The 11,880-nt window shown below is 65.1% G+C and carries 13 protein-coding genes; 11 read left to right on the top strand and 2 right to left on the bottom strand.

Annotated elements, in window-relative coordinates; genetic code table 11:
* Positions 1-10: 10 nt before the first annotated feature.
* From P2F65_RS15635 to P2F65_RS15590, 10 genes are all read left to right on the top strand, one after another.
* Positions 11-190 carry a Flp family type IVb pilin gene (locus P2F65_RS15635; protein WP_275809736.1) on the top strand — a complete coding sequence of 60 codons (180 nt, stop codon included), beginning with the start codon at positions 11-13 and terminating at the stop codon, positions 188-190.
* 78 nt (positions 191-268) lie between these two features.
* Positions 269-448 carry a Flp family type IVb pilin gene (locus P2F65_RS15630; protein ID WP_275809733.1) on the top strand — a complete coding sequence of 60 codons (180 nt, stop codon included), beginning with the start codon at positions 269-271 and terminating at the stop codon, positions 446-448.
* 5 nt (positions 449-453) lie between these two features.
* Positions 454-600, top strand: coding sequence for a Flp family type IVb pilin (locus tag P2F65_RS15625; protein WP_275809730.1), 147 nt, complete (start codon positions 454-456; stop codon positions 598-600).
* 21 nt (positions 601-621) lie between these two features.
* Positions 622-1,002, top strand: coding sequence for a TadE family protein (locus P2F65_RS15620; RefSeq protein WP_275809727.1), 381 nt, complete (start codon positions 622-624; stop codon positions 1,000-1,002).
* The gene (locus P2F65_RS15615; protein WP_275809724.1) at positions 999-2,216 is read left to right on the top strand and encodes a Tad domain-containing protein; all 1,218 of its coding nucleotides are present in this window, start codon (positions 999-1,001) and stop codon (positions 2,214-2,216) included. The genes P2F65_RS15620 and P2F65_RS15615 overlap by 4 nt, the downstream gene beginning before the upstream one ends.
* Before the next feature lie 32 nt (positions 2,217-2,248).
* Entirely contained in the window at positions 2,249-3,040 is a 792-nt protein-coding gene (locus P2F65_RS15610; protein ID WP_275809721.1) for an RcpC/CpaB family pilus assembly protein, read from the top strand.
* The gene (locus P2F65_RS15605) at positions 3,037-4,233 is read left to right on the top strand and encodes an AAA family ATPase (RefSeq protein WP_275809718.1); all 1,197 of its coding nucleotides are present in this window, start codon (positions 3,037-3,039) and stop codon (positions 4,231-4,233) included. Before P2F65_RS15610 ends, P2F65_RS15605 begins: the two co-directional genes overlap by 4 nt.
* On the top strand, positions 4,230-5,591 hold the full coding sequence (locus P2F65_RS15600; RefSeq protein ID WP_275809716.1) for a CpaF family protein: 1,362 nt from the start codon (positions 4,230-4,232) through the stop codon (positions 5,589-5,591). Before P2F65_RS15605 ends, P2F65_RS15600 begins: the two co-directional genes overlap by 4 nt.
* 53 nt (positions 5,592-5,644) lie before the next feature.
* Complete coding sequence (locus P2F65_RS15595; protein ID WP_275809713.1) at positions 5,645-7,597, top strand: type II secretion system F family protein; 1,953 nt, start codon at positions 5,645-5,647, stop codon at positions 7,595-7,597.
* A complete protein-coding gene (locus tag P2F65_RS15590) occupies positions 7,594-8,517 on the top strand; it encodes a type II secretion system F family protein (RefSeq protein ID WP_275809710.1) in 924 nt (307 codons plus the stop codon). Before P2F65_RS15595 ends, P2F65_RS15590 begins: the two co-directional genes overlap by 4 nt.
* 18 nt (positions 8,518-8,535) lie before the next feature.
* On the opposite strand, the gene P2F65_RS15585 is transcribed toward P2F65_RS15590, so the two are convergent.
* Positions 8,536-9,186, bottom strand: a complete 651-nt coding sequence (locus P2F65_RS15585) for a response regulator transcription factor (RefSeq protein ID WP_275809707.1) — start codon at positions 9,184-9,186, stop codon at positions 8,536-8,538.
* Positions 9,183-10,805 carry a histidine kinase gene (locus P2F65_RS15580; RefSeq protein WP_275809704.1) on the bottom strand — a complete coding sequence of 541 codons (1,623 nt, stop codon included), beginning with the start codon at positions 10,803-10,805 and terminating at the stop codon, positions 9,183-9,185. Before P2F65_RS15580 ends, P2F65_RS15585 begins: the two co-directional genes overlap by 4 nt.
* Positions 10,806-10,982: 177 nt before the next feature.
* Between P2F65_RS15580 and P2F65_RS15575 the strand changes: the two genes are divergently transcribed.
* Positions 10,983-11,756 carry a phosphoribosyltransferase family protein gene (locus P2F65_RS15575; RefSeq protein WP_275809701.1) on the top strand — a complete coding sequence of 258 codons (774 nt, stop codon included), beginning with the start codon at positions 10,983-10,985 and terminating at the stop codon, positions 11,754-11,756.
* Positions 11,757-11,880 lie beyond the last annotated feature (124 nt).

Genomic DNA, 11,880 nt, shown 5'->3' with positions numbered 1-11,880 from the left:
GGATTCTGAAATGCTCAAGCACCTTGTCAAGTTCCAGGTCAGCGCCTTCCACGCCCGCAGCGAGCGCGGTGCGACCGCCGTCGAGTACGGCCTTCTTGTCGCCCTGATCGCGGCGGTCATCGTCACCGTTGTGGCGCTCCTTGGCGGCAAGATCAACGGCGCGTTCACCACTGTCAACAACGCGGTCTGAGTGGCGCGGCCCGGTCCCCAGATGGATCAGGGGGCCGGGCTGGCCTCTCGATGCCCTTCGAACAACATAGGAGGAAACATGCTCCGTCAGCTCGTCAAGTTCCAGGTCAGCGCCTTCCACGCCCGCAGCGAGCGCGGTGCGACCGCCGTCGAGTACGGCCTTCTTGTCGCCCTCATCGCGGCGGTCATCGTCACCGTTGTGGCGCTCCTTGGCGGCAAGATCAACGACGCTTTCACCACTGTCAACAACGCAGTCTGAAGATCATGAGTCCGTGGAGGCGCGGAGCTGAGCGCGGTGCAACAGCAGTCGAGTACGGCCTCCTGCTGGCATTCATCGCAGCGGTTATCGTCGCGGCCGTCACGATTACGGGCACCAAAGTTCTGGCGATGTTTCAGTCCGCCATCTGGTAGAGCAAGGAAATGAGGATTGGCATGGCCATACCGCGCGATCGCGGCGCAGCGGCAGTTGAGATGGCGATCATCTTGCCGGTCCTCATTCTGCTCGTCTTCGGCATCATCGACTTTTCCCGCATTCTGAGCGGCATGCTGGAGGTGAGTCAGGGAGCTCGTGAGGGCGTACGGCTCGCCTCCTTGGCACCCAACTACACCACGGCTCAAGTGACTCAAAGGGCCAAGGATGCGGCTCCCAATCCAGGATTCGGCGGGACGGCTGTCGTAGCATTGGACAAAACCTGCCCTAATGGTGACGACTACGCGCAGGTCACGGTTTCATTCAACTTCTCCGGCATTCTCTTTCACCCAGGAGCCGGTAAGACTTTCAGTCAGTCAGCCAGGATGAGGTGCGGGGGATGAACAGCATTTGGCGGCCACGCCGAAACTCCGAGCGTGGGGCCATCGCTGTCGTGGTTGTCCTCCTCTTTTCCAGCATGGTTCTGATCGGCTGCGCCGCTCTGACTGTTGATCTCGGTCGCATCAACTCCGAAAGACGGCAACTTCAGAACGGTGCGGACGCTGTGGCCCTCTCCGTCGCGATGGATTGTGCGAAGCTTGGGAACTGCCTGTCTGGAGATGCCGGGAAGCGCCAGGACCTAGCGGACAAGAATGCGGCTGACGGCACGACAACTATCGGCCGTACCGATGGCCTCACCGCTATTTGTGGAACAGGCCCAGGTTTGAGTTCATGTCCGCCGCTGTCTACGAAGCTGACGGACTGCGTCGCGGCGGCAACAATGCCGACTGAGTGGGTGCGCGTCTACACGAAAACGCGAGAGACGAACGGTGACACGATCCTGCCGTACGCCTTCGCGCAAGCAATGACCGGCCAGGCCGCCGGTGTCGGAGTTCAAGCGTGCGCACAGGCCGGATTGGTCTCGTCGTATGACGCAAAGAATGTCTTGCCCCTAACCCAAAGCCTCTGCGCTTGGGAGGCTGCAACCGACAATGGAACCGACTTTCCCCCTCTGCCTCCATATTCAACGTCACCACAGGTACCGGCATCGCAGAACCCGACCGTTACAGTCCCAGCCGAGGTTGACCTAGATCAAATCGCAAAGATCGTTGTCATGAGCGACCCTAATGCTGGTGTGGCGGACTGCGGGAAGGATCCAACTTCGCCTGGCCTATACACGCCAGGAAATTTCGGATGGTTGGATGAGTCGTCGGCATGTCAGGCTGCGTCAATAGGCGACACCATTGGTGGCACCGGCGGCGTGTCGTCCAGCTCCGACTGTTCGACGTTGCTGCCACAGAAGGTCGGGCAGGTGGTGTACATCCCCATCACAAATGGCTCGTCCGGCACCGGCCAAAACACGGTTTACAACGTCGCTGGGATGGCAGCCTTTTACCTTGCCGGAGTCGACTTCGAGGGCGACGCCGCGAATAAGCTGTTCAATGGCTTCGACCCGGAGGTTTATGATCCCGCGGTAAGCAAGAAGGTTCTGCTCGGTTGTGACAAGTCGACCCAAGGATGTCTGTGGGGATGGTACCTGCAGCCTCTGATCCCGGGGGGCGCAGTCTGGTCCGGCGGAGGTTCTTTTGGGCCCAAGACGGTTAGCCTCCTAGGCTAAGAAATTCCTCTCAATAGAAAGACGGTCCACCAATGGGGCGTAGAATCATAGCAATTTTCGCTGCTGCGGTGGTGGCGCTCGTAGGTGTAGCCGCCGTGTTGCTCTATGCGCGCGGGGCGGACTCCAGGGCTGTCGCTGCGCAGCAGCCGGCGGACGTATATGTGGCAAACAAGCTGGTCGCTTCCGGCACAACGTTGAAGGATGCCGTTCGTAGCGGGGCCATTGTCAAGACGTCTGTCGCATCCAAGGGATTGCCGGCGGGGGCCCTAACGCGAATTACCGACAGCAACAGCTCCCTCCTCGCGCTAACTGACATTCCGCCGGGCGAGTACGTTTTGTCCGCCCGATTCGGAACCACGCCTACCGGCACGAAGGCGATCGAGGTACCCGCTGGCATGGTCGCCGTCTCGGTGGAGCTATCCGATCCAGCCCGCGTGGGCACCTTCGTGACACCGGGGACCCGAATCGCCATCTTCGACAGTTACAAGATCAAGGCGATTGGTGATGATGACAAATCGAAGACTCTCAACGACGCGGACGTCAAGGGAACAAGCGTCCTGCTCGAGGACGTACTGGTCATCGCCATGGGAGACACCGCACTTGCTGGGGGGCAAAAGAAGGAAGGCGATGGAGAGGCGGGCCAGCCGACTGCCCCAAGCTTCCTCGTCACAGTTGCCGTGACCCCAAAGGACGCAGCCAGGTTGATTCACGGTATTAATACGGGCGAGTTGTACGCGGCCCTTCGCGGCTCGGACGTCAAGATGACCGGTGTCCCGCGAGTCGATGACCTAAACCTCTTCGACCTGTCTGGGGTGGGCAAGTGACCCTGCTCTGGGACAATGACTCTGGTGGCGCCGATCGCTACAACTATGCGGTTGGTGGCGACATAGTGCGCGTGGATAGCCACGTCTCGCTAATGCGGTCCCTAGAGGATTCGCCGCGTGAAAACCTGGTCCTTATAGGTCCCGACATCGACATGCAGAGCGCCTGCGACCTCTCTGAAGCAGTGCGCGTTTTGAGGTCTGACGTGGGCGTCGTCCTTCTGCGTCGTCGACTCGATGTCGCCGTGCTCGGACAGGCACTCCGTGCTGGTGTCCGTGAGGTGATACCAGCGGACGACCTGACGGGGCTGGCGGATGCGGTGCGCCGCAGTCGAGAGTTGTCCCAGAAAATGCTGGGTCAGCACGATCAGGCAGTCCAGGACGGCAAGGTCGTCACGGTCTTCTCCGCCAAGGGCGGCGTGGGTAAGACCACTTTCTCCACCAATCTCGGGAGCTACTTAGCCTCCACCGGCGCCCGTGTCTTGGTGGTCGACCTCGATCTGGCCTTCGGCGATGTGGGCATCAGTCTGCAGATGTTGCCTCAGAATTCCATCATTGATCTGGTCCAGATGGCAGGCCACCTAGATGAACCGGGCCTGCAGTCCGTCGTGACGCACCATGACAGCGGCTTGGATGCCGCTTGCGCACCCGCCGAGCCGAGCGACGCCGACCGTATCCCCGGCACCATCATTGGTGAACTACTCAAGGTGGCTAAGCGCAGCTACGACTTCATCGTGGTGGACACGCCGCCTGCGTTCACAGAACACGTTCTGGCTGCTTTCGACAACAGCGACCTGCTGGTTCTGATCGCCACTCTGGACATCCCGGCAGTCAAGAACCTGCGGCTCACGCTCGACACGTTGGACCTTCTCGGCAGCCCCAGAGAGGACAGGGTCGTGGTGCTTAACCGATCCGATGCCAAGGTGGGCCTGCGGAGCGAAGACGTTGTCGCCGTCATCAAGCAGGACATCGCAGTCATGGTGCCCAACAGCACTGCGGTGCCGGCGTCGGTCAATCGCGGAGTGCCGATCGTCCTCGACGAGCCGAAGCACCCGGTCAGCGTCGCTATTCGCGACCTTGCCGACAACTTCGTCAAGCCGGTCGCGGCGAACGTGTCGAGGTCAGAGTCAAAGGAGCGTCGTAGTTCTGATGAGCACACACGCCGTCGCATCCTGAGTTGGGGAGGCCGCCGATGAGCCTTGCGGATCGCCTTGAAAATGTCCGACGCGCCCAACAGCCCGTCGGGGACCCTACGCATGCGACGCCGGAGCGCGCGCGCATCGTGGACCCTTTCGCAGCTGTAAAGGCGAGCGTCCACCAGGCGCTGCTCGACTCCTTGGGGCCCCAGCTGTACGACCCGCACTTGGACCAGGGTGAACTCGAGACTCGAGTCCGGCACACCCTGCAGGAGGTCATCGACTCCGAGGAGACACCGCTCTCCCTCGCGGACCGCACCCGCATCGCTCAGGAGGTGGCGGACGAGATCCTCGGACACGGGCCCCTGGAGCCCCTCCTTCGCGACAGTGAGATCAGCGAGATCATGGTCAACGGTCCCGACAAGATCTACGTCGAGCGGGCAGGTAAGATCTACTCCGTCGACACGCACTTCAGCAGCGACGCACACCTTCGCCGGACGATCGACAAGATCGTCGGTCGGGTCGGCCGTCGTATCGACGAGGCAAGCCCGCTCGTGGACGCACGTCTTCCCGATGGCTCGCGCGTCAACGCGGTCATCCCGCCGATCGCCCTCGACGGTTCGATGCTGACGATCCGCAAATTCTCTACAGACCCCTTCACCGACAAGGACCTGATCGCCTTTGGCACGTTCAGCGTGCAGGTCCGAGACTTCCTCGTGGCCTGCGTTCGCGGACGCCGTAACATCATCATCTCCGGTGGTACTGGCTCGGGTAAGACCACCCTGCTCAACGTGATCTCCTCGTTCATCCCTGAGGACGAGCGCATCGTCACCATCGAGGACGCGGCCGAGCTCCAGCTCCACCAGGACCACGTCCTCCGGCTCGAGTCGCGTCCGGCGAACATTGAGGGGAAGGGCCAGATCGCTATTCGTGACCTGGTGAAGAACTCGCTGCGTATGCGACCCGACCGCATCGTCGTCGGTGAGATCCGTGATGGTGCCGCGCTCGACATGCTGCAAGCCATGAACACGGGTCACGACGGCTCGATCACCACGGTGCACGCCAACAGCCCCCGGGACAGCCTTTCCCGCCTCGAGACCCTCGTCCTCATGGCGGGCGTCGATCTCCCCGTCCGGGCCATCCGGGAGCAGGTCTCTGGCGCGGTGGACCTTGTCATCCAGCAGGCGCGCCTGAAGGACGGCTCGCGCCGCGTTGTGGCGATCTCCGAGGTCGCAGGCATGGAGGGTGAAATCATCACCATGCAGGACATCTTCACCTTCAATTATGGCGCGGGCCGCGATGAGAATGGCCGCTTCCGGGGCTCGTTGGTGAGCACCGGTCTGCGTCCCAAGTTCGCGGAGGAACTGCACGACCAGGGCATCGAACTCCCCCCGAATCTGTTCGTCCGGGGGATGTAGTGCGAACGACTCGAGAAGGGCTCCCTCGACGCTTGCGCCGTTCAGGCGCGGCCGTGGCCGCTGCCCTCTTCGCGATTGCGCTCGCCGCCCCGGCGTCGACCGCTGTCCAGGACCCAGGCACCGCGTCGATCAGTTCGACGAAGTTCGCCGCAGGGACGTTCACGGGCGTCCTGACTTTTCGAGCCGGCCAGTCAGCTGTGTCCATCGATCCCAAGTCGCTCACGGCAAGTGTCCAGGGGAAGACCTACCCCGTCACCATTCAACCGGTCGCCCAGGCCAAGAGAGCCACCATGCTGGTGGTTGACACGAGTGGATCCATGGGTGAGGCCGGCATGGCCACTGTGCGTAGCTCGGTGGCCGCATTCCTTGCGGATGTACCGCAGGATGTGTCCGTTGGCCTGGTCTCCTTCGCGGCGACCGCGGGTGTGGACGTGCCTCCGACCAAGGACCGCGCTCGGGTGCAGAAGGCTGTCAACGCGCTTCGGTCCCGGGGCGAGACCACGCTCTACGACGGAGTGGCCCTTGCTGCCGCAGGTCTGGCGGGCTATGACGAGCGGAGCCTGCTGCTCCTGAGCGACGGTGGGGACACGCGCAGCACCACGGCCACCAGAGTCAGCGCCACAGCAGCGTTGCAGCGCAACGGTGTTCGCGCGGAGGTCATCGGCTTCAAGACCGCCGACAGTGATAACACCGTCCTAAAGGCCTTCGCTGCTGCTGGAGGTGGGAGCGTGGCAGCCGCTGGTGATGACGATGAGGTACGTCTAGCTTTCCGCGCTGCCGCCAAGGCTCTCGACTCGCAGGTCACCATTAACTTCACGCCGGACTCTGCAGTGCGGTCGAAGCAGGTGGTGACGGTGAGCGGTACGGCCAGCAAGCAGCCCTTCCGAGCCCAGGCCACGGTCGACTTCGGGGCCGCTCCGGTAGTCACCACGCCGGTCCCCAGCCAGACTGCAACCCTCTCGCCCGATGGCGACGACAGCACGGTAATCTCGGCGGCGCCGCGCCAGCAGGGCATGCCACTCCAGCTACTGATCGCTCTCGTTACGACCGGGCTAGGTTTGCTTGGAGTCGGTGCCGCGCTGGCCGCCCCATTGTTCACCTCAAATCGCAAACAGCGCGTGGAGGGGATTGAGCGGTACGTGGCTCCTGCACTCAAGGCTGCGCCTGACAAGGAAAGGGCTGTCAACCCGCAGGCGATCTCAGCAAGTCTCGTGAGCCTTGGGGACAAGGTCATGAGTGGCCGAGAGTCGACCAGCAAGACTATGGCTCTCATCGAGCGAGCAGACTTGCCGCTCAGAGCCGGGGAATGGTGGGTGCTGCGCATTATCTCCGTCGTTGTCGGAACGGCGCTCTTCTTCATGCTTCTTCGCGGGGGCTTGGGAATGACGCTCGTCGCGCTCGGCGTGGGCGCTATGTTGGGGTATCTCCTCCCTGCGGTTGTTCTCCGATTTCTGGCCAGGCGTCGCTGCAAGAAGTTCGAGGCGCAGCTTCCCGACGTACTTGCACTGGTGGCGAGTAGCCTCTCGACGGGGTTTTCCCTCCTCCAGGCGCTTGATGCGGTGGCGAAAGACGCGGCTCAGCCAGCGGCGAAGGAGTTCGCCCGGGCTCTGGCCGAGACACGGATCGGCGCCGATGTGGGGGACGCACTGGACCACATGTCGGAGCGCATGGCTAGTGAGTCGATGCGATGGACGAGCATGGCTATCCGGATTCAGCGTGAGGTTGGCGGTAACTTGGCGGAGACCCTTCGGACTACGGCAAAGACTATCCGTGAGAGGGAGGAACTCCACCGCCATGTACGCGCCCTGTCCGCAGAGGGTCGACTTTCCTCATATATCCTAATAGGTCTTCCTATCGGCATGTTCTTCTACATGTTAAAGGCCAACCATGACTACATTTCGCTGTTGTGGACTGACCCCATGGGTTGGGCCATGACGGGTGCGATGCTCGTTTCGCTGGCAATCGGCATCGCTTGGATGCGCAAAGTCGTGGAAGTCGAGGTATGACCGTGCCTGGTCTTTTGCTGATCATCGGCCTGACGGCTACTGCCCTTGCTTTGGCGACCTTGGTTCTTGCCGCTACGTGGGGGGCCGGCGAGGTCACGGGTGTCGCTCGGTCCCTCCAAATCATTGAGCGTCAGGTTAGCCCCGGGGAAGTCTCGCGCCAGGAACTGAGCGTCTCCGACCGTCTTATCGACCCTTTCTTTGACAAAACGCGACGTCTCGCCTTCAGACTGTCGCCCTCTGGCGCTTCGTCTTCCCTGTCGCGACGCCTTGATCTCGCAGGCAATCCCGAGAAGTGGACACCCGAGCGCGTGATGGGCGCGAAGGGTACGGGCTTACTCGTCGGAGCTGCCTTCGGGCTACTTGTTGGCGGTTTCCAGGCACGGGGCTTGCTCATCTGCTTGGGGGCTGCAGCGGCGGGCTTCTTCCTCCCCGACATCCTTCTGTACAACGCGGGCGCCAAGCGGCAGGAGCAACTGCGCAGAGGGTTGGCCGACGCGCTCGACATGCTGACCGTCTGCGTCGAAGCTGGTCAAGGCTTCGATGCGGCGCTCCTGCAGGTCGCTCGTTCGGTGACGGGGCCGATCGCAGGAGAGTTCGCCCGGGTGCTTTCTGAGATTCAGATCGGAAAGTCGAGAGGTGAGGCGTTCAGTTCATTGGCCGCGAGGACTACTGTTCCCGAGGCAAAGAACTTCGTGAGCTCGCTCGTGCAGGCGGACCGACTGGGTCTACCCATCGCCAATGTCCTGCGGGAACAGTCCCATCAGATGCGTTTGGTCAGGCGCCAAAGGGCTGAAGAGATGGCACAGAAAGTGCCGGTCAAAATCCTCTTCCCGATGCTGTTCTTTATCTTCCCGGCTCTCATGATCATCGTGGTGGGACCCGGAATGATTCGGATGGCCGCAGCCTTTTCTGGCTTCTGAGTTGACTCCAAGCCGGGGTCAGCGGGGCAGGTTGCTCGCTGACTCCGGCTTCACCAGTCCCAGCCGCAGCGCCGCCATCACGGCGGACGCCCGGTTGTGGGCCCCGAGCTTCTCGTAGACCTTCGAGACGTGGGTCTTGACGGTCGACTCGCTCATGTAGAGCTTCTTCGCCACCGCGGCGATGGAGTCACCGGCCACGAGCCGGTCGAGCACCTCGGTCTCGCGCGGAGTCAGCTTCGGCTTGTCCGACGACGACCGCCGGCGCAGCGCCTCCGCGAGGCCGGTGGCCATGAAGGCGTCCGGCGCGACAGCGGCGCGACGCACCGCCGCGATGACCTCCTCCGAGGGCGCCGACTTCAGCACCAGGGCAGAGGCCCCGAGGTCGAGCGCCTCGAGCAGCGTCTCGTCGTCGTTGTGCATGGTCAGCACGACGATCCCCAGGCGCGGCGACGCCTCGCGCGCCGCGCGCGCCAGCGTCAGGCCGGAGCCGTCCGGCATCGACACGTCGATCACGAGCACGTGGAAGGGCTGCTGCTGGAGCAGCACGCGGCCCTCGGTCAGCGAACCGGCCTGCCCGACGACGTGGAGGTCGGGCTCGCTGTCGATCATGCGGCAGACGGCTTCTCGGACCAGTGTGTGGTCGTCGATCACCATCACGTTGATGCTCATGACGGCTGAGGGATCCTTTCGTGTGACAGCGTCGCGGAAGGAGCCGCGCCGCGTGCCCGCATTCTCATGCGGACGGAGACACCGCGCTCACCATACGGGTCGACGGTGATCTCGGCACCGAGAGCCCGCAGCGGGTGCTCGGCGAAGTCCTTGCGCCTCAGGGTGGAGGTGCCGTTGTGCGAGACCCAGAGCTCGGCCCGTGGGGCGGCCACGTTGAGGCGCACGTCCATCGACGTCGTGTCGGCAGCGTGCCGGGCATCGGTCAGCACCTGGAGGAACAGGCGGTAGATCAGCACCTCGGTGTGCGCCGGCAGCCGGAACCCGGTCTCGGAGAGGTGCATGCGGGTCGTCATGCCCGTGGCCGAGCCGAAGTTCTGCAGCCGGGCGCCGATCATGGCGCCGAGGCCGGTGTCGGGCCGCACGGCGATGCGCAGGTCCGCGATGTGCAGGCGCAGGTCGGCGAGCACCCGCGAGACCTCCTTGCGCAGCGTGTCGAGGTCGTCGGCGAGCGGCGACTCGAGGTCGCGTGCCCGCCTGCGCACGGAGTCGAGGCCGAAGCCGAGCGCCACCATCTCCTGCGCGATGCCGTCGTGCATCTCCCGGGCCAGGCGCTCGCGCTCCTCGAGCCCGGCCCGCTCGCGCAGGCTGGCGAAGACCACCGACAGGTCGATGTGGGCGGAGTGGGCCGCGGCCACCTCGACCGCCGCCGTGAGGTCGTCCTCGGAGAAGGGCGTCATCGCCGGCCGGTCCGCCACCAGCACCCCGAGCCGCTTCCCGGTCTCGTCGTACATCGGCACCGAGATCACCGACCGCTCGACGTAGTCCCCGTCCCAGACCGACAGCGTCGGGTCGCCCTCGTGCCATGCGTGCCACAGCACCGAGCCGGGCTCGGTCGGGTCCGGCCACGGGGTGCGGTCGGCCCCGCGGATGGCCAGCGGCACGGCCGGATCGTCGCCGTAGCCCACGAGGATGGCGCTGCGCGCCGAGCGCGTGCGGCCGGCCAGGTCCTGCAGCGCCATCTCCGCCGAGGCCGGGGCGTCGAAGCCGGTGTCGAGGGAGTCGGCCAGCTCGTGGAGCCTGCGCAGCAGCATGCTGGCCTCGGCAGCGAGCGAGGGGTCGACCGACACCGACGCCGACGCGGCCTGCGCCTCCATCTGCCGCGACAGCGCGCCGAGCAGGCCGATGAGCGCCGCCCCCAGGATCCACAGCAGCATGCGGCTGCTCGCGCCGTCCTTGAGCTTGTCGGTGGCCCAGAGGATGGCGAACCCCGTGCCGGCGCCGAGACCGACGATCCACAGCACCCAGCGCGGCCGGTAGTTCAGGCCGATGTTGAAGGCGGGGATCACGATCAGGGCCTTGGGGCCCACCCCGCCGTACGCCATGGCCGCCCCTGCGGCGAGGGCCTCGATGCTGATCACGGCCAGTCCCTGGATCCGCCTGGTCCGCGTCGGCGGCTTGGGGGCGAGCAGCATGGTGGCCACCAGGTCCAGGGTCGTGACCAGCAGCACCCAGGGGAGGGCCTCGGCGACGTCGCCGCGCAGGGCCGCGACGGTCAGGGCTGCCAGGGCGAAGCCGATCCGGATGAGCGTGGCCATCGACAGCCGCGGCAACCAGCGCATGCCAACCTCCGCTCTGTGCACCCCGGCGCCTGCCATTTTCGCCCTATCGGATCGCGGTGTCCTGCGGTTCCGGTCTTTGGCCGGGATTTGTCCACAGGTACCTCGGGCAGCGTATCCCCGCCCACAACGCCCGGGCCACCGCAACGCGGGAATCGCGACGACGTCCAGTCTTGCGGCATGCGAGGCCGGTTCGTCCACGAGTGCGCCACCGCGCTGGGCACCCTCGCTGCGCTCGCCCTGCCGGCCGCCTGCGCCTCCTGCGGTGCCGCCGACGAGCCCGTATGCCGTGCGTGCCGGGCCGCGGTCAGCGCGGCCGTGTGGGTCGACGGCCCGCGGGTGGTCCGTCCGCGTCCCTGCCCGGAGGGGATGCCCCGGGTCTGGGGGAGCGCGCCCTACGGCGGCGCGCTCGGGCACCTCGTCACGGCATACAAGGACGACGACCGCCGCGACCTGGCCGCCCTGCTGACCCCGCTCCTCGCTGCGGCCGTCGACGCCGCGATCCGCGGGTCGGCCGCGCGCTCGACGCTGGCGCAGGGCGACGGCCCGGTGCTGGTCGTGCCGGCTCCCACCTCACGACAGGCCAGGCGACGGCGCGGTGACGCGCCACTGCTCGGGCTCGTGCGCGGCGCCGTCGCGGGGTACGCGCCGACGGAGGTGCTCTGCGCCGACGTGCTGAGGCTGCGGCGCGCTGTCGCGGACCAGGCCGGCCTGACGGCGCAGCAGCGTCGGGCCAACCTCGAAGAGGCCATCGAGGTGCGGCCCCGCTGGACCCCCAGCGTCGCCGGCGCCGTGTGCGTGGTCGCCGACGACGTCCTGACCACGGGCGCCACCCTGGTCGAGGCGGCTCGTGCGCTGCGGCGCGAGGGCGCCCGGGAGGTCGTCGCCGCCACCGTCTGCGCGACGCCCCGCAGGGGTGCTCGCGCTTATCACCACAAACCCACCCCGGTATAGGCCATTCGTCCACTGTCGGAATGCGGGGACGTCGACTACCTTCTCTGTATGGCCCCCCCGGTCCTCGTGGAGAACACGACGACAGGGCGCCCCCGGCACTCCTCCGGCGGCGTCCCGGCCCGGG

It is taken from the genome of Knoellia sp. p5-6-4, from assembly GCF_029222705.1.
Classification (GTDB): domain Bacteria; phylum Actinomycetota; class Actinomycetes; order Actinomycetales; family Dermatophilaceae; genus Pedococcus_A.
This window is presented reverse-complemented; position numbering and strand designations above follow the sequence as displayed.